The sequence below is a fragment of the Ectothiorhodospira sp. BSL-9 genome, assembly GCF_001632845.1.
GTDB lineage: Bacteria > Pseudomonadota > Gammaproteobacteria > Ectothiorhodospirales > Ectothiorhodospiraceae > Ectothiorhodospira.
The window spans coordinates 2,791,645-2,812,500 of sequence record NZ_CP011994.1 but is presented as its reverse complement, the minus strand read 5'-3'; the positions used below and the strand labels follow the sequence as shown (position 1 = coordinate 2,812,500).

Sequence of the window (20,856 nt, the reverse complement as noted above, 5' to 3'; positions counted from 1 at the left end):
CATGCCCCCCAACGAACTGCCGGAGGACGACGACATGGCCCTGTTCAGGGCCGCGGTAGGGCAGGTACAGCCCGTGCGCAGCGACCGCCAGCCCTTGCAGCGCCGCCCTCCCCCGCCACGTCCTCGCCAGGCTGAGGCCGATCGCCGTCGCGTGATCGAGGCCCTGGAGGAGGATCCCTTTGATGGCATCGATGTGCAACCCGGCGACGAACTGACCCATATGGCCGAGGGACTGCAGCGGCAGGTGTTCCGGAAACTGCGCCGGGGACAGTATCGCATTGCCGATGAACTGGACCTCCATGGTCTCTTCGCCCGCGAAGCCCATCAAGCCCTGGTCCTGTTCCTGGCTGAAGCCCGGGAAAGGCGCCTGCGTTGCGTGAGAATCATCCACGGCAAGGGGCTGCGCTCCAGCAATAGAGGGCCGGTGCTCAAGAGTCGCGTGGCCCAATGGCTCAGGCAGCGTTCCGAGGTGCTGGCCTACTGCTCTGCCCCGCCAGCCATGGGTGGCACCGGGGCCGTTCTTGTGTTGTTACGGCTGAAGGACTGACGCTCATCCTAACTTTCATCTATTTCATTATTCCAGTGTGGGTTTTATTGAGTAATCTCATGCTAGTATGCCAAGTGATCATGCCGGGAAAACAGTGAAATCGCGGGAGGGATTCACATGAGACAAACGATATTTCCCAGTTTGGCCCTGGCGGCCATGGCGCTGGCCCACACTCCGCTGTGGGCTCAGGATGATACCGAAGTCCATCTGGAGCAGGCCCGGGAGGCGGTCCAGCAGTTTGCCCAGTCCCTGCAGACCGAGCTCAAGACTGCCGTGGAGGAAGGGGGCCCGGTGCATGCCATCGACGTTTGCAGCCAACGAGCCCCCGAGATTGCCCAGGAGATCTCTGAAAGCACCGGCATTCAGACCGGCCGCACCAGCCTGCAACTGCGCAATCCCGACAATGCTCCTGACGATTGGGAGCGTGGCGTACTCAACGCCTTTGAGGAACGCCTGGCGGCTGGTGAGGACCCCAAGACCATGGAGCATCACGAGGTTCGGGAGGATGGCGGGGTCCGGGAGATTCGCTACATGCGTGCCATTCCCGCTGGCGAATTGTGCATGACCTGCCATGGCGCCGAGGTGCGCTACGACGTGGAGCAGGCGTTGTTGCGCAAATACCCCGACGACCAGGCCACCGGTTATTCAGAAGGACAGATCCGTGGTGCCTTCACCCTCGTTCAACCCATGTAACCACATCATCGGCACCGGCCCGGTACTATGAGCATACGAAACAAACCCAACGGGGGCCGGCCACCGGCCCCACTCATGGACAACGACTGCATGCGCTGTCCCGTGCGTGCCGAGAGCCTTTTCGGTGCCCTGCCGGATGCGGTGGTGGAAAGCCTCGATAATCCCGCCGAACACCTGGTGATTCCGGCGGGCGAGGTGATCTATCAGGAAAATGCCGAGGCCGTGGCCTCCTACACACTCAAGGATGGCGTGGTCAAGCTCACCCGTACCGCCGTCAATGGCCGTGAACAGATCCTGCGTCTGCTGACCCAGGGGGATATCATGGGGGCGGAGAGCCTGCTGGGGCAGACCTACAATCACACCGCCACGACCCTCACCCCGGTGCAGGTCTGTCGGTTGCCGCTGAACGTGCTCAAGCGCCTGCAGACCGACCATCCCACCCTGAACAATGCCCTGCTCGCCCGCTGGGCGGCTGCCCTGCAACAGGTGGAGACCCTGGCCGTGGAGCTGGGCACCAAGAAGGCCAACGAGCGCCTGGCCACCTTCCTGCTCTACTGGGCCGACAAGAACGGCGGCCATGAGCAGGTACCCCTGCCCCTCTCGCGCACCGAGACGGGCGAGTTGCTGGGCCTGACGGTGGAGACGGTGAGCCGCTTCTTCGCGGAGTGGAAGCGTCGTGGCTATGTGTCCGAAAAGGCAGGCGTGCTGACGCTTCACGATCGCGAAGCGCTCAGCAAGCTGGGGGGTGGCTATCCTTCGAGCAAGCTGGCCCCGGTCACTGGATCCCCCCGGATCGGTTAGGCCGTGTCCGCCACGGCATGGATGACCGTGGTGGCATAGGCACCAGCGGGCAGTTCGAAGCGCAGCTCCAGATCAGCCTCATCAAGCCAACACCAGCACAGATCCTTCACACAGATGCGCAGGGCACGCCGCTCCTGGGACAGGCCAGCGCCTTCCAGGCCACGGGCCAGGTCGATCAGGTCCGCGGCCTCCAGCACCTCGGCTTCCAGTCGTGCTGCCATCCCCTCGGTGAGGCCATCCCCCTGCCCCCATAGTGGGCCGGTGGGGTGGATCTCGAAGGCGGTCACCCGCTCGGCCACCGTTGGATCCTCCTCCCGGTGGATGAAGAAACTGCGAGAACCATCCAGTTGCATCGCATCCCCGGGCATGGCCCGATCCCAGTGATCCTCCTCCACCCGCCTTGCCAGCACCCGGTTGAAGATCTCCGAGCGGGCCGCCGAGAGGTATAGCCCCCTGAGCTTGCGGTCGCGTACACGAATCTCCCCAGAGAACAGTGCCCGAGCCTTGTCCAGGTTGCCACGATCATGGCCAAAACGCTGTTCCCCGAAAAAATTCGGCAAACCTCGATGGGCAATGGCCTGCAACCGTGCCTCCGTTGCCTCTCGGTCTCCCTCGCAGTCCCGTAGCCGGATCTGAAAGCGGTTGCCGCGAAGATGCCCCGTCTGCAGCTTGCGACGGTGCCGCTGGGCGGTGAGGATCTCCACTTCAGGCGGCAGGTGATCAGACCAGTCGGGGGCGTCACACCCGGGCAGATGGACGCTGAACCACTGGGTGGTCACCGCATGGCGATCCTTGAGCCCGGCATAACTCACGGCCCGTCGTGGTAACCCCGCCGCGCGAGCGAGCATGCCCGCCAGCTGATCCGTGTTGAGGCCGGTCTTGCGCAGATGCAGCCAGACATGCTCACCCTCCCCCTCGGGCGTGGTAATGGGCAGTTCATCCACCTGAAAATCGGCTGGCGTCGCACGCAGGCGCGCCTTGATCAGCGGGGCATTGGGGTCGGTGCTGAAGGCATTCATGACTGAGTGTCCTGGGCCGCGCCGGCGCTGCCGGGCCGCGTGACTTGTCGAGGTTTATTGGCCACCTGATCCCTCAGGTAGACCGGCAGCGCCTGCTCGGCCGGCACGCCTTCGCCCAGGGCCAGGCCCCGTGCCGCCAGGCGTACCACGTCTGCGGCGCTGGGCAGACAATCATCCCAGGGGGAGTCGGCCCGCATATCCAGCCGTTGGGCCAATGCCTCCTGGCAGGCGGACCAGCCGCGGCCGATGGGTTCCCAAGCCCCGTCGGGCGGTTCAGGAACAGCCAGGGGCGGGCAGACGCATTCGTGGCCCACCGGCACCGCCAGCCCGCCTGCGTCGGCCTCGAAGGCACCCCAGTACACCTCACCCATACGGGCATCCAGGGCGGCCAGCACCTGTCTGCTTCCAGCATCGAGCCGTTGCTGAGCCAGTGCCGCCAGGGTGGAGATGGGCACCACCGGCAGATCGGCACCAAAGGCCACCCCCTGGATCACGCCCGTGGCCACCCGCACACCCGTGAAGGCTCCCGGGCCCCGACCAAAGGCCAGGGCATCCAGTTGCCCCAGGGCGATCCCCCCCTCAGCCAGCACCGCCTCCATCATGGGCAGGATCAGCCGTGCATGGGCCCGAGGTGCCTCCTGAAAGCGCACATGGATCCGACCCTCCATCCACAGGGCGGCCGAACAGGCCTCGGTGGCCGTCTCGATGGCAAGGAGGTTGCGCGGAGTGGTGGTGGTCACTGGGGGGCTCGTTCGGATGAGGTCTGAAGGGACGGGCCGGACTGGAGGAACTGGATCACCTCCCGGTCGTCGGTCGCCGGCTGCATGGGGGGCAGACTCTTGATGAAGGTCTTGCCATAACTCTTTGAACGGATGCGTGGATCACACAGCACAAGCACGCCCCGGTCGCTGATGTCCCGGATCAGTCGGCCGGCACCCTGCTTCAGACTGATGACGGCCTGGGGCAGCTGCAGATCACGGAAGGGATTGCCCCCGCCCTGGCGAATTCGGGCGATGCGTGCCTCCAGGACCGGATCCCCGGGCGCCGCAAAGGGCAGACGATCGATGATCACGCAAGTGAGCGCGGTGCCGCGCACGTCCACCCCCTCCCAAAAGCTGTGGGAGCCCAGCAACACGGCATTGCCAGCCTCCCGGAAACGCTCCAGCAGGACATTACGCGAGGCCTCACCCTGAACCAGCAGCGGCCTGTCCAGTTGGTCGCGCAAACGCTGTGCTGCCTCCCGTAGTGCCTTCAGGCTGGTGAACAGCATGAAGGTGCCGCCGGGATTGTCGCGAATCAGCGGTACCGCCATGTCCACCAGGGCCCCGGTGAATCGGCCATCGTTGGGTTCGGGCAGGCGGGGTGGCAGGAACAACCGGGCATGGGCCTGGTAGTCAAATGGGCTGTCCAGAAGCAGGCAGCGCGGATCTTCCAGGCCCATGCGGCGGTTGAAATGATCGAAACCACCGTCCACCGACAGGGTGGCGGAGGTAAAGATCCAGGCACTTTGATAGGCACCACGGTGTTCCTTGAACAGGGCGGCCACGTCCAGGGGCGTGACGTGCAGGCTGAAGCTTCGGGTCCAGGCCTCGTACCATTGCACGGCATTCTCCTGGGGGCCACGAAACAGCGACAGCCGCTCCAGTTGTTCCCGAGCGCGACGCCCGCAGGACTCCAGGCCCTTGGCCCGCTCGGCCACCGCCTCCAGTCCGTCGGCCAGCCTCGTGAGACGATTTTCCAGGTCATCCAGTCCCTGCTCCACGGCCGGTTTCGTGGCCAATGACACCCATGGCCCCCGGCCCGGACCTTCTCCCAGTGCAAGGCGAAATGCCTTGACGGCCTGGGTGAGGGCATCGGCCCGATCCCGCAGCTCACCCATATCCGGGGCGTTGTTGAGCAACTCGGCAATGCTGTCCCGGGCCAGGTCCGTCAACGCCCGCGCACTCACCGTGACCCCAAAGAAGTTGCCAGCCACATCCGGCAACTGGTGGGCCTCGTCCAGGACAAAGGCATTGGCCGAGGGCAACAGCTCACCAAAGCCCTCGCCACGCAGGGCCAGATCGGCGAACAACAGGTGGTGATTGACCACCACCACCTCGGCCTCCTGAGCCCGGCGGCGCGCCTGTACCACATGACAGGCAGAGTATTCAGGGCAGTCCTGACCCAGACAGTTGTCCACGGTGGAGGTCACCCGGGGCCAGATCTCCGCATCCTCCCCCAGATCGGTGAGTTCGGCGATGTCACCATGGCGGGTCTTGTCCGCCCAGGCCTGCACCCTGCGCAGGGGCTCCACCAGGCGGGGCTCCAGCATTCGACCCTCCGCCAGGGTCATGTTGAGACGATGTGGGCAGAGGTAGTTGCTCCGGCCCTTGAGCAGGGCTGTTCGGGGGGAGACGCCCAGGGCGCCGGCCACCAGGGGCAGGTCCTTGTGATAGAGCTGATCCTGAAGGTTGCGGGTGCCGGTGGAGATGATCACCTTGCCGCCATCGAGCAGTGCGGGCACCAGATAGCCAAAGGTCTTGCCCACGCCGGTTCCTGCCTCCACCACCAGGGTGGCCTGCCCCTCCATGGCTTCGGCGACGGCCTGGGCCATATCCTGCTGGGCCTGGCGCGGACGAAAATCCTCAAGCTCCCGGGCCAGGGGGCCGTCGTCTCCCAATACGTGCTCGCAGTCCTGACTCAACCCAGTTCTCCCGGGGCCAGGGAGCGGGCCCGTTCTTCGGCTTCATTGGCTCCGGCATGATCTCCCATGCGCCGTCGAGCCTCGGCAATGATGCGCCAGTTGCGGGCCTGCAATGCCTGATCCCCGCGGGCCAGGGCATTGGAGCGTCCCGCCAGATTCACGGCCTGCTCCGGTTGCCCCTGTTCCAGCCGCACGGCCGCCAGACGCTGCCACAGGCGGGCGTCATCGGGGGCGATGCGCAGGGCCCGCTCCAGTGCGGCGGCGGCGCCATCGGCATCGCCCTGCTGCATCCGGTCATCCGCATCCCTGGCCAGGGCCAGCACGGCGGGCGGTTGTTGTGTCCGGGCCTGTTCCTCTCGTGCGGGTTCCTGTCGGGCAATGGAGGGCGCCGGCACACGACTGGTTTCCGGTGTGGGCTCGACCCGGGGTTCCGGCTCAGGGACCGGCTCGGGTGCGGGCACCTGCGCGCGGGTGGGGGGTTCACTGGGAGTGGGCGCTGGCGGGCGCATGTCGGGCATACCGGCACAGCCGGTGGCCAGAATCACCAGAACCCACAGCGGCAGGATTCCCCGCAGGGCGCTCAAGGGCGTGGTCATGTGGAACACCTCATGGTTGGTCGATTCGGCCGATCAGCCGGCGGATACCCGGCGCACCGAGAAGACATTGGCCACCGCGCCGATCTTGTCCAGCACCTTGCTCAGTTGTGTGGTGTCGGTGATCTCCAGGGTGAGATCCATGGTGACGGTGTTTTCGGCGGGATCGGTCTGGGTGGCGGCGGAGAGGACATTGACCCGCTCATTCGCCAGTACCTGAGTGATATCCCGGAGCAACCCCTGGCGGTCAAAGGCCTCCACGGTGACCTTGACCGGGTAGGCCTGGGTATCTTCGCCCCAGGTGACCTCCACAAGGCGCGGACGTTCTTCCTCGGACATGCGCAGGATGTGCACGCAGTCGCGCCGGTGGATGGTGACTCCCTTGCCTCGGGTGATGTAGCCAATCACCCGGTCCCCGGGCACCGGCCGGCAGCAACCGGCCATCTGCGTCAGCAGGTTGCCCACCCCCCGAATACGGATGCCCTTGTCGGTGGCCTTGTCTGCTGGCGACGGGTGCCGGTGACGGCGACCCATCAGGGTCTCTTCCGGAGTAAGTTCGATGGGCACCTGCATGGCGCCAGCCAATTGCGCGGGGGTGATCTCTCCGGAACCAATGGCCACCAGCAACTCATCCCGACCTGGTTGCTTGAAGCGGCGCATCAGTTCATCCATGTCCGGCGTGCTCACCCCCAGGCGCTGGGCTTCCCGCTCCAGCACGGCGCGCCCCTCGGACAGGTTCTTGTCATGGTCCTGCTGCCGGAACCAACTGCGCGCCTTGGCCCGGGCCCGGGCAGTGCGCAGAAAACCCATGTTCGGGTTCATCCAGTCCCGGCTGGGCCCGCCGGACTGGCTGGTGAGCACCTCCACCCGTTCCCCGGAGCGCAATTCGTAGGTGAGCGGCACAATGCGCCCATTCACCTTGGCGCCCCGACAGTGGTGCCCCACCTCGGTGTGGATGGTGTAGGCGAAATCCAGGGGGGTGGCCCCCTTGGGCAGGTCGATCACATCGCCATGGGGCGTGAGCACAAAGACCCGGTCGTGGAACAGCTCGTAATGGAAATTATCCAGCAGTTCCCGATCGTTATCCTGATTTTCCAGAAGTCGTCTGAGGGATGTGATGGCCCGGGACAGGGCCTGATCCTCGCGACCGCCCTCCTTGTAGCGCCAGTGGGCTGCCACCCCCAGTTCGGCAAACTCATCCATACCCCGGGTGCGGATCTGCACCTCCACCACCTTGCCTTCCGGGCCAATGACCGCCGTGTGCAGGGACTGATAGCCATTATCCTTGGGGTTGGCAATATAGTCGTCGAACTCCTTGGGAATGTGGGGCCAGGTGCTGTGCACCACGCCCAGCACGGCGTAGCAGGTCGACAGTCGGTCCACAATCACCCGGACGGCCCTGAGATCATAAAGATCCTCGAATTCCAGGTTCTTGCGCTGCATCTTTCGCCAGATGCTGTAGATATGCTTGGGTCGCCCCTGCACCTCGGCCTGGACTTGCTCCTCCCTTAGCGCCTTCCTGAGGTGCTCTGTGAAGTCCATGATGTAACGCTCTCTTTCCGTGCGACTTTCCTCAAGCAGCTTCGCGATGCGGCGGTATTCCCTGGGCTCCAGAATCCGCAGGGAAAGATCCTCCATCTCCCACTTGAGCTGGGCCACGCCCAGGCGATTGGCCAGGGGTGCAAAGATCTCCAGGGTCTCGCGGGCAATGGCCCGGGCCAGATCGTCCGGCTCGGCGGACAACAGGCGCAGATGCTGGAGGCGATAGGCCAGCTTGATGAGCACGGCGCGCACATCGTCCACCATGGCCAGCAGCATGCGCCGGAGTCGTTCTGCCTGTTCCGGTGTACTTTCCACCTGGCTGGCGGAGCGTTTGAAGGTGGTGAGCAGATGCACATTGCGCACCAGGCAGGCCACCGTATCGCCAAACTGATCGCGGATGTGCTCGTCGCCGAGTGAGCCGTCCAGATGTCCATCCAGCAGCAGGGCAGCGATCAGGGTGTCGTTATCCACGCCCAAGACGCGCAGATTCTCGGCCACATCCAGGCAGTGGGGCTGTGAGCCGATACGCTTATGGTCCCGCAGGGCATCCGCAATCGCCTTGCCCAGGCGAGGCTCGGGGTTGGCGCCGTCCGTGGGCGCAAATCGCTCCAGCAACGCCTCATGGGGTTGCCGGGCGAGAGGGGTCTTGTCGTATTGGGTGTGACGCATGGGCGCAGAGTATATCCGGCATTGGGTGCGGCGGGCGATGGGGCCTGCTCACCCCACCTGGCGCAACGTCAGCAACGGCGGCTGGCGCAGAACGGAACGGGCACCCAGCCAACCGGCCAGCCCCACGCCCAGGGCGCCGCCGCCCACACCCGCCAACCACAGCACGGGGTTCACCGTGTAGGGTAGATCGAAGATCTCACGGGCCAGCACGATACCCACGGCACTGGCTCCTGCGCTGGCCAGCAGTCCGGCCAGTGCCCCCATCACCATGAACTCTGCCAACAGGCCTGCCAGCACTTGTTTACGGCTGGCTCCCAGGGTGCGCAGTATGGCGCTCTCCCGGCGGCGCAGGTCGCGGGTGGCATGAATGGCGGCGAACAGCACCGTCACACCGGCAGCCAGGGTGAACAGAAAGACGTATTCCACCGCCAGGCTGGCCCGGTCGATGATGTTGCGTACCTGCTGCATGAGGGCCCTCACATCCAGCACGGTGATACTGGGGAACTGGCGCACAGCCTCGGTGAGCATGCGCTGCCCTGCCTCATCCATGTGGAAGCTGGTGATGTAGGTGGCCGGAAAATCCTCCAGCACCCCTGGCGACGAGAGCACAAAGAAATTCACATTGAAAGAATCCCATTCCACGCCGCGCAGGTTCGTCACCGGTGCCTGCACCCGCTCACCCGCGATACTGAACTCCAGGGTGTCCCCCAGCTCGATCCCCAGGGTCTCGGCCAGGCCTTCCTCCACCGAGAAGCCCGGCTCCGGGTCCGCCGGGTCCCACCACTGCCCCGCCACCACCCGGTTACCCGGCTGCAGGTCCCTGGCGAAGGAGAGATTGAACTCCCGTGTCACCAGGCGCTCGGCCCGGGGGTTGGTGTAATCCTCCGGGCGAACCGGTTCGCCATTCATGGCCGAGAGCCGACCCCGGATCATGGGGTAATACGCGGGTCTCTCCATGCCATGGCGCTCGAACAGGGCCTGCAGGGGTTCCACCTGATCCGGCTGGACATTGATCATGAAGTGATTGGGTGCGCCCTCGGGCAGGCTGCCTTCCCATTCCGAGAGCAGGTCCACACGCACCAGGGCCAGCAGCAGCAGGGCCATGATGCCCAGACCGAAGGCGGAGAGCTGCACGGCGCTCAGTGCGCCGCGCCGGGAGAGATTGGCCAGACCGAAGCGCAGGGCCACTCCGCCCCGGCTGCGCAGGGGCGTGAGGGCCTTCACCAGGAGCAGCGCCGCCGCCCAGAGCACGGCCACCGTAATGGCCGCGCCGCCAAGCACGAAACCGGCCAGGCGTACGTCCCCGGCCTGCCACAGCAGCAGCACACCCAGCGTGAGCATGGCCAGCCCCAGAACCAGCCACATGGCCGGCGGAGGGGCACCCAGGTCCCGACGCAGCACGCGCAGCGGCGGCACCTGGCCGATACGCAGCAAGGCGGGCAGGCCGAAGCCCAGGGCCGTGATCAACCCCACCCCCATGCCGGTGAATACCGGCCATAGCGAGGGCAACGGCAGTTCGGTGGCGAACCAGCCCGACAGCAGCCAGGCCAGCACGCCCTGTGCCACGAAACCCAGCACCAGGCCCACGGCGCTGGCCAGCAGGGCCAGCCAGAGCAGGCGCAGGGTGAACACCTGCAGGACGAAGCGCCGCGACGCCCCCAGACAACGCATGATCGCGCTGGTATCCGATTGCCGGTCGCTGTAATGACGGGCCGCGACCGCCACCGCGCCTCCGGCCAGCAGTACAGCCACCAGGGCGGCCAGGCTCAGGAACTGTTCGCCCCGGGCAATGGCATTGCGCAGGGCGGGTTGAGCGTCGGCCACGGTTTCAAGACGTTGATTTTCCGCCAGCTCCGCCGAGGCCCAATCCCGGTAGCGGTTGATGGCGGTCTCATCCCCGGCCACCAGGAAACGATGATTCACCCGGCTGCCGGGAACGATCAGCCCAGTGGCTTCCAGGTCCTCCACATTGAGCATCAATCGCGGTGCCAACTGGAAAAGGTCCCCACCCCGATCCGGCTCATAGGTGAGGACCCGGCTGATGGAGAGCGAGATCTCGCCCACCTCCAGGCTATCGCCCACGGACAGGTCCAGCAGCTGCAGCAAGCGTGCCTCCACCCAGGCCTCGCCGGAGCCGGGCACGGACTGGGTTTCCTGCTCCTCACCGAAGAGCGCATCGCTCACGCGGGCGGTACCCCGCAGGGGCCAGCCATCACTCACGGCCTTGAGTTCGGCCAGTTCCGAATCATCACCGGACACCACCACGCTGGGGAAGCTCACGTAACGGGCCGTATCCAGGCCCCGCTCCCGGGCCTCCTGGGCAAATTCGCCGGGTATGGGCTGGGGCGAGGTGATGCTCAGATCCGCCCCCAACAGCTCCGTGGCCTGCAGGGACATGGCCCGCTGCACCCGGTCGGTGAAAAAGCTCACTGAGGTGACGGCCGCCACCGCGATCACCAGGGCCAGCGCCAGGATACGCAACTCCCCGGCCCGCCATTCGCGGCCCAGGGAGATCCAGGAGTAACGCAGCGCGCGGTTCATGCGGCCCCCAGGACGCCGTCAGTGATGCGGTAGCGCCGTTCACAACGACTGGCCAGATCCGGGTCATGGGTGACCAGCACCAGGGCCGTGCCATAAACGGATTTCAGGTTGAACAGCAGCTGGATGATCTGCTCGCCCGTCTGCTGATCCAGATTGCCCGTGGGTTCATCGGCAAACAGCACCTGGGGATGGGCGGCGAAGGCACGGGCGATGGCCACCCGCTGCTGTTCACCTCCCGAGAGCTGACTGGGATAATGGTCCAGGCGTGGACCCAGACCCACCTGCTCCAGGGCTTCCCGGGCCCCGGCACGGGCATCGCCCTCGTGACCGGAGAGTTCCAGCGTGAGCATCACGTTCTCCAGGGCCGTCAGGGCCGGCAGCAGCTGGAAGGACTGGAAGACAAACCCGACCCGGCCAGCCCGCAGTCCGGCCCGTGCATCCTCACTCAACCTGCCAAGATCCTGGTCCAGCAGGCGAACTTCTCCCCCACTGGGGAGATCCAAGCCCGCAAGCAGGCCCAGCAATGTGGACTTGCCCGAACCCGAGGCTCCCAGGATGGCCACCGCCTCGGCAGGCGCCACATGCAGGTCCACACCCTTTAGAATGGACAATCGTCCGGCCGGGCCCATGACGGATTTAACGATACCGCTCGCGGAAACCACCGGGGCGGGAGAGTGAGAGACCATGAGATCAAGACTCCTTCTGATTGTGTTGCTGTTCCTCACGCCGGTCACGGCCAGCGTGGCGGACGAGCGCCCCACCCTGCTGGTGATGGGCGACAGTCTGAGTGCCGCCTATGGCATGCCCACGGATCAGGGCTGGGTGGCCCTGCTGGAAACCCGCCTTGATGAACAGGGCCGGGATTTTCGTGTACTCAACGCCAGCATCAGCGGCGAAACCACCCGCGGTGGCCTGACCCGCCTGCCCCGGCTGCTGGAGCGACATGAGCCCGAGTGGGTCATTCTGAGCCTGGGGGGTAACGACGGTCTGCGGCGTATCCCGCTGGATGAGATGTCCCGCAATCTGCGTGAAATGATTGACCTCAGCCAGGATGCCGGCGCCCAGGTATTGCTGGTGGGCATTCAGGTACCGCCCAACTTGGGCAGACATTTCGCCGAGAGGTTCCACCAGATCTATCACGATCTGGCCGCCGAGCATGATCTGCCCCTGGTACCCTTCCTGCTGGAAGGCGTGGCACTGGAGGAAGGCATGATGCAGTCCGACGGCATTCACCCTACCACCCGGGCGCAACCGGTGATGCTGGACACGGTCTGGAAGGTGCTGGGGCCGGAACTGGATGGCTGATCAGCGTTCCACTTTTTCCAGCACCTGGGTGATCATGTCGCCGCGACGATAGTAAGGCGGGGGATTTTGCATGTCTTCAAGGGCCGCATCCCTCTCCTGGGCCGTCTCATACCAGCGGAAATGCTCCCAGCCCTCCCCCAGCAGATGTGACGCCGACAGGGTGTCGCCCTGAGGCAGGGTAATGCGAATGCCAAATCGCTTCACGAGGCACGCTCCTCCGGGTTGGTGGATCCGATCAACAGCCTGCCCGGCAGCTCGCCCACATGGGGCATCTGCAGGTCTGGCCCGGGCCCACCGGGCCATTTCATACCATGGGTGTTCACCCAGGCGGTGCGCATCCCTACTCGCGCCGCGCCGAGCACATCCCGCTCCGGATCATCCCCCACGTGAAGCGCCTCATGGGCGGCCACGGCGGCTTCATCCAGGGCCGCGGTGAAGATCTCGGGCGATGGCTTGGCATGGCCAGCCCCTGCGGCGGTCACCACAAAATCGAAATACTGGCCGATGCCGATGTAATGCACGTCCGCGTTGCCATTGGTGATGGCGCCGATGGTGTAATGGTGACGCAGCCTGTCCAGGGTTTCCAGGACATCATCGTAGAGCGACACCTGGTTCCGGGCTTCCCAGAAGACCCGAAAGCCCGGTTCCACCAGGGCATCATCGTAGCCGTATTCCACCGCCAGGGCGGCCAGCCACTGCTTGCGCAGGGAGCTGAGATCATGATGCTGGCGGGCCCGGGGGCGGAACCATCTTTGCCGATGATCAATCATGGCTTCCAGGTTCATGCGCCGGGTGATGCCCGGATAATGGGCGCCCAGCCAGTCATGGAAGGTGCGTTCAGCATTCTGGATCACCGGGGCACAGGCCCAGAGGGTGTCATCCAGGTCGAAAGTGATGCAGCGCAGGTTCATGGGTGTCAGTTTACACGGAATCGATCCATGGCATGACTCAGATCAGCAGCCAACCGCGAGAGTTCCTGAGCGGCACTGGCGATCTCTCCCGACCCGCTGGACACATCATGGCCCACCTCGCTGATGCGCACCACGTTGCGGTTGATATCCTCCGCCACGGCACTTTGTTCTTCGGCGGCGCTGGCAATCTGGGTGCTCATGTCGTTGATGGTGCCCACGGCATGGACGATGGAGGCCATGGAGCGATCGGCCATGGCGGCGCCGTTCGAAGTCTCCTCCGCCCGCTTGAGGCCCGCCTGCATCACGGCCACGGCATTGCGCGTGCCGCCCTGGAGTGCCTTGATCATCTCCTCGATCTCGAGGGTTGATTTCTGGGTGCGACTGGCCAGGGTTCTCACTTCGTCGGCCACCACCGCAAACCCCCTGCCCTGTTCTCCGGCCCGGGCTGCCTCGATGGCCGCGTTCAGGGCCAGCAGATTGGTCTGTTCCGCAACGCCCTGGATCACATCCAGCACGGCACCGATCTTTTCGCTGTCCGCCTCCAGTTTCTGGATCACTTCACCCGCCCTGCGAATCTCATCGGAGAGTTCCTGGATGGCCTTGATCGCCTGGGCCGACACCTGCTGGGCCTCACCGGCCTCCTCGTTCACCTGCCGGGCTGCCTGTGAGGCATCGGCGGCGTTGCGGGCCACCTCCACCACCGTGGCGGTCATCTCGTTCATGGCCGTGGCCACCTGCTCGGTCTGGTTCTGCTGATGATCCACGCGCTGGCGGGTTTCGCCAGTCACGGCCGTCAACTCCTCAGCAGCCGAAGCCACCTGCGTGGTGGCACCGGTGACCTGACCGATGATGCCCCGGACACTCTCCACCATCTGGTTGAAACCTCTGGCGACCCGGGTCAGTTCATCGTTTCCGGACTCGGCCACCTTGATGGTGAGGTTGCCATTGGCCATCTCCCGGCTCGCCTTGTCCAGTTCATCCACCGCGCCGGTGATGCGCCGGATCACCAGCAGTGCGATCCCCAAGGAGATGGCAATGACCAGCAGCAGGCCGCCGATCATGCCGTTGCGGGTGTTCTGATACTGGCTCAGGGCCCCCTCGTAGATGTCCCGTGAAACATCCATTTGCAGGCTCATCAAATCCGCGAGAGTGGCATTGACGGCCTCGGCCCGGGGTGTGACCTGCTCCTGCAGGAGCGTGTCGGCCCGCTCCAGATGAAAGCTTCTCAGGGCTTCCCCCGCCGGGGTCATGGCCTGTTCCTCCAGCCCTGCCATCTGCTCCGCCAGGCGGTCCGCCAGTTGTTGTTCCCTGGGGGTGAGGTAGGTCTCCAGATAATCGCGCCAGATCTGATCCCTCTGCCGATTGTTGGCCTCGATACGCTCGACGGCGGCCTCGATATTGTCGAGATTGGGGTTGTGCAGGGCAATCAGCAGTTGCGCGCGGTTGTCCGCCAATGTGTTGCCGATGCGGCTCAATTGATCCATGGGGATCACGCGATCCTGGTAGATGCTGTTCAACTGGGCGTGGTTCTGGTGCATCCCCCCCAGCCCCACCGCAGCCAGGATTACCATGAACGCCAGGGCCAGCCCGGTCATGGCCATTAACTTCATCCGGATGGTCAAACGCGACCCCATCTGTACTTCCTCCCTCTGGAGCGCCTTCCCTTGCGGTAGGCTCACTGTCGAACTGACTTTGAATGGGCCCTTCGCCCATGCGTGACCCGGCAAGGCTGCCACTTACGTCTGACGCTTGCATGGTTTTATAGCGTCTGTTCGATGGAATGCTTGAATGTCCCGACATGGGGTCAACTGCTACACTCAGTCGCTCACCATGCGAGACATTGGAGGTACGACCCATGAAAACCATGACCAAAACCCTGATTGCCGGCCTGGCCCTCACCCTGTGTTTCGGAACGGTTTCGGCGGCCGATCCGGAGGATGCCATTGACTATCGCCAGGGGGTCTTCCAGGTGTTCAAGTGGAACATGGGGCCGCTGGGCGCCATGGCTCAGGGGGACATCCCGTTCGATCGTGAGCTGGCCGCCAAGCATGCCGGGCAACTGGATCGGGTGGCCGACATGCCCTGGCAGGGCTTCACCGAGGGTTCGGACATGGGTCATACCGATGCCATGCCCGAGGTATGGATGAACCGGGAAGCCTTCGACGAAAAGGCCGCCGACTTTGAGCAGGCCAGTGCTCGCCTGGTGGAGTTGATCACCGACGAGGCAGGTGAGCGGGATATCCGCCGTCAGATCGGCGCCGTGGGCCAGAGCTGCCGCTCCTGCCACGACGATTTCCGCATGTAATTCAGCGCCTCCGCCCCTCATCCCCAACCCTTCTCCCCAGAGGGGAGAAGGGAGCCAGGATGGAGACCCTGTTTCTCTCGGGGTGGGGGGAAGGGAGCCCCCCAACCCCCTACGGCAGATACGTCACCGCCCCCCAGACCCCAGCCGCCGACACCCCCAGCGCCACCAGCGCCCACCACAGACTGGCAAACCGCACGCCCGAGGCCTCGCCCCGAGCGACCCACTTGCGCCCGGTGATCATGGGGCCCACCAGGTTGTCCCGCTTGATCAGCCAGTACAGGAACACCGCCAGCACATGGATGCCAATCACGATCAACAACAGATCGAAGTTGGATTTATGCAGACTGGTGAGGGTATTGCTGGTGGATGACGAGACCATGCGTGCAAAGGGCCCCCGGGTAAAGATCTGATCATTGGCAAACAAGCCGCTGATTCCCTGAAACAGCAGCAGGCCCAGCATCAGCATCACCGACCACCCGCCCAGGGGGTTATGCCCGGTATAAGTTGGGGACTTCCCCCGCAACAGATCCCGCACATACCGGAAGACGGTTACCGGACCGGCCAGAAAATCACCGAATCGAGATGAACGGGTGCCCAACACCCCCCAGATGATGCGAAACAGCAGCAGGGCCAGGAGCGTGTAGCCCAGCCACATATGCCATTTCATGGTCATCACATCCTGGCTCGTGTACCACAGGCCAATGAGCAGCGGTACCAACAACCAGTGGAAGAGGCGGGTCGGCAGATCCCATACCGGGATACGCTTACGGGAAACATCCGGATAATCATGATCCTGCATGGCTTACCTCGACAATTGATCCAGCATCAGCCGCTCAATAGGCGGTCAACTCCACAAACCCGCGTCCGGCCGGTTTTCCGGCCTCGAAGATATCCACCGCCCCCTCCCAGTAGCGTACCGTCAGGTCCATTTCCTGATCCTCACGCACGGCACGGATCTCCAGGTCGCGTTCCTGTTCCAGCAGACGCAGACGCCAGGCCACCGGATAGGTGCTGCCGGTGGGACTGGTCCAGGTCCTGAGCACCTCCAGGTCAAAGGCGTCATGGGGGATCACCTGATGCTGGCTGTCCGGTTCCACCCACAGGCCCTTGCTCAAGGGATCCACGCCGCCGTCTTCCAGACGCAATTCGTAAACCATCACATCATGCCCGTCATCCAGTTGCAGGGAAAACCAGTCCCATCCCACCTGGTTCTCTCCCAGCACACTGGTACTCCATTCCCGGTCCATCCACGACAGACCACTCACCGGGTACTCGCGCCCCCCCAGGCTGAGGGTACCCTCGGTGTCGAGACGGGTCATGGAAAAATAATATGAGGCATTGCCCGGTTCCGGAGACTTCTGACTCAGCCCCCTATCCCCCTGGAAGACCTTGTCCTTGAGGGGCTCCAGGCGAAGGTCCAGGGCCAGATCGCCTTCGGCGGCCACCAGTCGCCAGGGGAAGTCATTACCCGCCTCGGCGCCCAGTTCCCAATCGTCCAGCCAGACACGAAAAGGATCCAGCTCCGCCCCGGCCAAGCCGGCGGCCCCACGGGAAAAACGCTCCAGGGCCCGGTGCCGGTTGCCGTTCACGTCGGTCACCGCCAGGTGGGCCATCCAGCCCTGATGGGTGGCCCAGGCGGACTCCGAGTCGGGCGGTGTGGGCGACAGGGCGAACCGGAAGAAAGTGATCTGAAACCCGAAGCGGCGGCCCTCGGGGTCGTCCAGGTTGCCGGTCACATACCACCATTCGTTCCGGTACTCCGGGTGAGCGGCATGATCCTCGGGGAATCGGAACTCCCGGGGCTCCACGGCCCGGGCGTAGCCCTCCATGTCATCCCCTCCCAGGGCCTGGGAGACGGCCAGGGTGTCATCTTCACGATCCGGCTGCCCTTCTCCGCAGCCCATCAGCAACAACATCGCCAACAGGGTCACCCCCGCTACTGACCATCGTCGGATCATGATCACTCCTCCCTCAGATGTTCAGCCGGCCGGGCACGCGCCATGCGCAGCCCTGGATAGATTCCGGCCAGCAGCGCTGCCAGCAGCGCCAGCCACAACCCTTCCATCAGCACCCGTGGGGATACATCGTGCTGCATGCTCCAGCCAAACGAGCGCAGATTGATCACCTCGATCAACACCTGGGACATGAGCAATCCCAGCGGGATGGCCAGCAGCCCCGCCGCCAGTCCCAGCAGGCCGCTTTGCAGGGCTACCATACCTCCCAGTTCACCGGGCGTGACACCCGTGGCCCGCAGCACGGCATTCTCCTTGGAGCGCTCCATCTGCAGGGCCATCAGGGCGCTCAGGATGCCGATGAAGGCCACGCCCACCGTGAGCAGGCGCAGGATGTGCGTGATGGCAAAGGTACGGTCGAAGATATCCATGGACATCTCGCGGATCTCACCGCTGGCAGTCACCAGCACCGGGGCCTCCAGATCGGCCACCGCGGCGCGTATGTCCTCCAGGGCAGGATCAAGAGCGATGCCATCCCGCAGATAGATACCCAGCGAGGCGACTCCGGGGTCGTCCCAGTAGCGGTCGTAGAGTGCCCGATGCACCGTCACCAGGCCGCGGTCCGACCCGTATTCCTGCACCACGCCAACGATGGTGAACTCCCGGGGCCCCCGATCCGTGCGCAGGGTCAGGGTATCGTTCAGCCCCAGCGACAAGCGCCAGGCCAGGGGCTCGGAGATGAGCACGGCATCCTGGCTCTCCAGAGCCTGCCAGGCGGCGGCCCCATCACCCGCCCGATAGCGATAACCCTCGGGGGTGCGCGGTGCCGGGTCCACGGCCATCATCTCCACGGTGCCCCGGGGCGAATGCACATGGACGCGCCGCGCCGTGCTCACGGTTTCCACCGCCTCCAGGGCCTCGACCCGGGATCGGGCTCCGTCCGGCAGGGTGGGATTGACGCCCACCCCGGAACGTCCCGGCGCACTCACATACACATCACTTTGCAGGGTCTGGCCGAGCCACACATCCACCGTGGTGCGAAAGCTCTCCACCATGACGCCCACACCCATGGTGGCCGACACCGCCAGGGCCAGGGCGGCGGTGGCCGGTCCCGCCCGGCTCATCCCGGCGCTGACCCCGCGTGCCGACAGGCGCCCCACGGCGCCAAAGGCCGCCCCCATGGGTCTGGTCAGGCTCCGGGCCAGCATCAGCAAGGCCGGCGGGATCAGCAGGGCATAGCCCAGAATCAGCAGGAACAGGGCGGCAAACCCCAGCAACAGACTCTGACTGGGCCATTGCACCAGGACCCAGCCCAGGCCCATCAGGATCAGGCCGGCCCCGATCAGCCAGGGCATCAGGCGCCCCACGCCCCGCTCCAGCGTGGAGCGACTCAGGGCGTCCCGGGGTGAGATTCGTGCCGCCTCCCAGGCGGGTCCCAGGGCTGCCGCCAGTGTGGCGGCCACACCCAGCAGCAGGCCCTTGAGCACCACCCAGAGGGTGAGATGCAACTCGGTCACCGTGAGCACGAAATACATGTCGGATACGGTGCGCGTCACCATCTGCAGCAGGAATTGCCCGATCAGGGTGCCGGCCAGCAACCCGAGCACGGAGCCGATCAGGCCCACCAGCAGGGCCTCGGTCATCACCAGTCGAAACAGCTCGGCACCGGTCATGCCCTGCATGCGCAAGGTGGCCAACAGGCGGCGGCGCCGGAGCACCGAGAAGATCATGGTGTTATAGATGAGAAAGGCTCCCACCAGCAGGGCCAGCAGGCTCATGGCAGTGAGATTGATGTGAAAGGCCCGGGACATCTGCAACGTGGCCTCGTTGCGGCTTTGGGTTGCCATCACCTCGGCCCCCTCGGGCAACAGCGTCCGCAGGTGCTCCAGGGCATGATCGTCGGGCAGGATCAGGTCGATGCGATCCAGTTGCCCCAGCCGCTGCAGCAGCACCTGGGCGTGGGCGATGTCGGCCAGCATGATGCCATCCAGGCCGGGTTCGTCAGTGTCCAGTACCGAGCGAAGGGTGACGGTTTCCTCCCGACCCCGGATGGTCAGGGTGAAGCGGTCCCCCGGTTCCAGGTCCAGTCTTGCGGCGGCCCGGGCGCTGAGCATGACGGCATCGGCATCCGTCACCAGGGCGCTCACGCCTTCGCCGCGGATACCGTCGGCGTAGTCCCGGAACGGGGCCTCGGCAAAGGGCTCCAGGCCCAGCAGGGTGAAGGTTTCGCCGCGGGCCTGGACATGGCCTTCCACCACCGGAGCGCTCTCGCGAAAGCCCTGCCGGCGCAACTGGGCATACAGGGTCTCATCCAGCCCCGCAGGCCCCCCCAGTACCTGATGGGTGGCCCGACCGGTCACGGTTTCCAATGACATTTCAAAGGCCCGGGAGGCACTGGAGTTGGCGATATCCACGGCCACCACGATGGCCACGCCCAGGGCCACACCCAGGATGGAAAACAGGATATTCCAGGGCCGCTTGCGGTGGTCCCGGATCAGGGCCTTGGCCAGCAGCGTCATGGGGTGTTGTCCGAGGGGGTGATGTGGCCTTCACTCAGGGTCCACACCCGGTCGGCAATGGCGGCCACCTCCTGGCTGTGAGTCACCATCACCAGGGTGCGCCCCTGATCCCTGACCAGATCTCGTAGTAAACTGATGATCCGGGCACCGGTTTCCGCATCCAGGTTGCCGGTGGGCTCGTCCGCCAGCAGCAGGGCCGGTTCATGGGCCATGGCCCGCACCATGGCAACCCGCTGCTGTTCGCCTCCGGAGAGTTTATCGGGAAAGGCCTGTGACCGATGGCCCAGTTCCACCAGATTCAGCAGCTGGTCCACCCGCTCTCCCCGATCGCGGCTAGCCACACCATTGAGTTCCATGGGCAGGGCCACGTTCTCGGCCACGGTCAGGGTGGGGATGAGATTGAAGAACTGGTAAACAAAACCCACCTCACGGCGACGGAACAGGGTGCGCTCCCGCTCGCTCATGGTGTCCAGCCGCCGACCACGCACATGGATCTGCCCTGCGTCGGGGCGGTCGATGCCGGCCAGCAGGTTGAGCAGGGTGGATTTACCGGACCCGGAGCGCCCCACCAGGGCCACGATCTCACCGGTCTGCACCTGGGCGTCGATGCTGTCCAGGACCGTGCGGCGCTGGTGGCCTTCCGTGTAGTGCTTGCTCACCTGGGTGAGTTGCAGCAGTGGGGGTGTTTTTGCCTGCGGTTGTGTGGGCGTGTCCATGATCATCCGAGCGTATGTTTTATTTGTCCATCTCTCCCTTCTCCCCTCCGGGGAGAAGGG

Annotated in this window: 19 protein-coding genes; 5 read left to right on the top strand and 14 right to left on the bottom strand. The window is 64.8% G+C overall.

Annotation, left to right across the window (positions count from 1 at the left end; translation table 11 throughout):
• Window position 1 precedes the first annotated feature (1 nt).
• The 3 genes from ECTOBSL9_RS13120 (at window position 2) to ECTOBSL9_RS13110 (ending at window position 2,041) form a co-directional block, all read left to right on the top strand.
• Window positions 2–547: a Smr/MutS family protein gene (locus ECTOBSL9_RS13120; RefSeq protein WP_063465417.1), complete on the top strand. Its 546-nt coding sequence runs from the start codon at window positions 2–4 to the stop codon at window positions 545–547.
• Between the two features lie 117 nt (window positions 548–664).
• A complete protein-coding gene (locus ECTOBSL9_RS13115) occupies window positions 665–1,240 on the top strand; it encodes a DUF3365 domain-containing protein (protein ID WP_063465416.1) in 576 nt (191 codons plus the stop codon).
• 75 nt (window positions 1,241–1,315) lie between these two features.
• Window positions 1,316–2,041, top strand: coding sequence for a Crp/Fnr family transcriptional regulator (locus tag ECTOBSL9_RS13110; protein WP_063465415.1), 726 nt, complete (start codon window positions 1,316–1,318; stop codon window positions 2,039–2,041).
• Here the strand turns inward: ECTOBSL9_RS13110 and truD are convergent.
• From truD to ECTOBSL9_RS13075, 7 genes are all read right to left on the bottom strand, one after another.
• Complete coding sequence (truD, locus tag ECTOBSL9_RS13105) at window positions 2,038–3,060, bottom strand: tRNA pseudouridine(13) synthase TruD (protein ID WP_063465414.1); 1,023 nt, start codon at window positions 3,058–3,060, stop codon at window positions 2,038–2,040. The two genes, ECTOBSL9_RS13110 and truD, sit on opposite strands and share 4 nt — an antisense overlap.
• A complete protein-coding gene (gene tsaB, locus ECTOBSL9_RS13100; RefSeq protein ID WP_063466201.1) occupies window positions 3,057–3,728 on the bottom strand; it encodes a tRNA (adenosine(37)-N6)-threonylcarbamoyltransferase complex dimerization subunit type 1 TsaB in 672 nt (223 codons plus the stop codon). The genes truD and tsaB overlap by 4 nt, the downstream gene beginning before the upstream one ends.
• A gap of 68 nt (window positions 3,729–3,796) precedes the next feature.
• Window positions 3,797–5,743 (bottom strand): ATP-dependent DNA helicase, encoded by a 1,947-nt coding sequence (locus ECTOBSL9_RS13095; protein WP_063465413.1) that lies wholly within the window; start codon window positions 5,741–5,743, stop codon window positions 3,797–3,799.
• Entirely contained in the window at window positions 5,740–6,339 is a 600-nt protein-coding gene (locus tag ECTOBSL9_RS17755) for a tetratricopeptide repeat protein (RefSeq protein WP_063465412.1), read from the bottom strand. Before ECTOBSL9_RS17755 ends, ECTOBSL9_RS13095 begins: the two co-directional genes overlap by 4 nt.
• Before the next feature lie 33 nt (window positions 6,340–6,372).
• Window positions 6,373–8,547: a GTP diphosphokinase gene (gene relA / locus ECTOBSL9_RS13085; protein WP_063465411.1), complete on the bottom strand. Its 2,175-nt coding sequence runs from the start codon at window positions 8,545–8,547 to the stop codon at window positions 6,373–6,375.
• 48 nt (window positions 8,548–8,595) lie between these two features.
• Window positions 8,596–11,088, bottom strand: a complete 2,493-nt coding sequence (locus tag ECTOBSL9_RS13080; RefSeq protein WP_063465410.1) for an ABC transporter permease — start codon at window positions 11,086–11,088, stop codon at window positions 8,596–8,598.
• A complete protein-coding gene (locus ECTOBSL9_RS13075) occupies window positions 11,085–11,774 on the bottom strand; it encodes an ABC transporter ATP-binding protein (protein WP_063465409.1) in 690 nt (229 codons plus the stop codon). The genes ECTOBSL9_RS13080 and ECTOBSL9_RS13075 overlap by 4 nt, the downstream gene beginning before the upstream one ends.
• On the opposite strand from ECTOBSL9_RS13075, the gene ECTOBSL9_RS13070 reads away from it, so the two are divergent.
• Entirely contained in the window at window positions 11,773–12,393 is a 621-nt protein-coding gene (locus tag ECTOBSL9_RS13070; protein ID WP_063465408.1) for an arylesterase, read from the top strand. The genes ECTOBSL9_RS13075 and ECTOBSL9_RS13070 overlap by 2 nt on opposite strands.
• Here the strand turns inward: ECTOBSL9_RS13070 and ECTOBSL9_RS13065 are convergent, their stop codons facing one another.
• The 3 genes from ECTOBSL9_RS13065 to ECTOBSL9_RS13055 are packed head-to-tail and all read right to left on the bottom strand — an operon-like array spanning window position 12,394 to window position 14,938.
• Window positions 12,394–12,597: a hypothetical protein gene (locus ECTOBSL9_RS13065; protein WP_063465407.1), complete on the bottom strand. Its 204-nt coding sequence runs from the start codon at window positions 12,595–12,597 to the stop codon at window positions 12,394–12,396.
• Window positions 12,594–13,304, bottom strand: coding sequence for an HAD family hydrolase (locus ECTOBSL9_RS13060; protein WP_063465406.1), 711 nt, complete (start codon window positions 13,302–13,304; stop codon window positions 12,594–12,596). The genes ECTOBSL9_RS13065 and ECTOBSL9_RS13060 overlap by 4 nt, the downstream gene beginning before the upstream one ends.
• A gap of 5 nt (window positions 13,305–13,309) precedes the next feature.
• Complete coding sequence (locus tag ECTOBSL9_RS13055; protein ID WP_063465405.1) at window positions 13,310–14,938, bottom strand: methyl-accepting chemotaxis protein; 1,629 nt, start codon at window positions 14,936–14,938, stop codon at window positions 13,310–13,312.
• Between the two features lie 221 nt (window positions 14,939–15,159).
• Between ECTOBSL9_RS13055 and ECTOBSL9_RS13050 the strand changes: the two genes are divergently transcribed.
• Window positions 15,160–15,609: a cytochrome c gene (locus ECTOBSL9_RS13050; protein WP_063465404.1), complete on the top strand. Its 450-nt coding sequence runs from the start codon at window positions 15,160–15,162 to the stop codon at window positions 15,607–15,609.
• A gap of 109 nt (window positions 15,610–15,718) precedes the next feature.
• On the opposite strand, the gene ECTOBSL9_RS13045 is transcribed toward ECTOBSL9_RS13050, so the two are convergent.
• From ECTOBSL9_RS13045 to ECTOBSL9_RS13030, 4 genes are read right to left on the bottom strand one after another with little or no spacing between them, the layout of a single operon-like run.
• Window positions 15,719–16,408, bottom strand: coding sequence for a cytochrome b/b6 domain-containing protein (locus ECTOBSL9_RS13045; protein WP_063465403.1), 690 nt, complete (start codon window positions 16,406–16,408; stop codon window positions 15,719–15,721).
• A 34-nt stretch (window positions 16,409–16,442) separates the two neighbouring features.
• The gene (locus ECTOBSL9_RS13040; protein ID WP_063465402.1) at window positions 16,443–17,567 is read right to left on the bottom strand and encodes a lipocalin-like domain-containing protein; all 1,125 of its coding nucleotides are present in this window, start codon (window positions 17,565–17,567) and stop codon (window positions 16,443–16,445) included.
• A 2-nt stretch (window positions 17,568–17,569) separates the two neighbouring features.
• Complete coding sequence (locus tag ECTOBSL9_RS13035; RefSeq protein ID WP_063465401.1) at window positions 17,570–20,080, bottom strand: FtsX-like permease family protein; 2,511 nt, start codon at window positions 20,078–20,080, stop codon at window positions 17,570–17,572.
• Complete coding sequence (locus tag ECTOBSL9_RS13030; protein ID WP_063466200.1) at window positions 20,077–20,796, bottom strand: ABC transporter ATP-binding protein; 720 nt, start codon at window positions 20,794–20,796, stop codon at window positions 20,077–20,079. Before ECTOBSL9_RS13030 ends, ECTOBSL9_RS13035 begins: the two co-directional genes overlap by 4 nt.
• Between the last annotated feature and the right edge of the window lie 60 nt (window positions 20,797–20,856).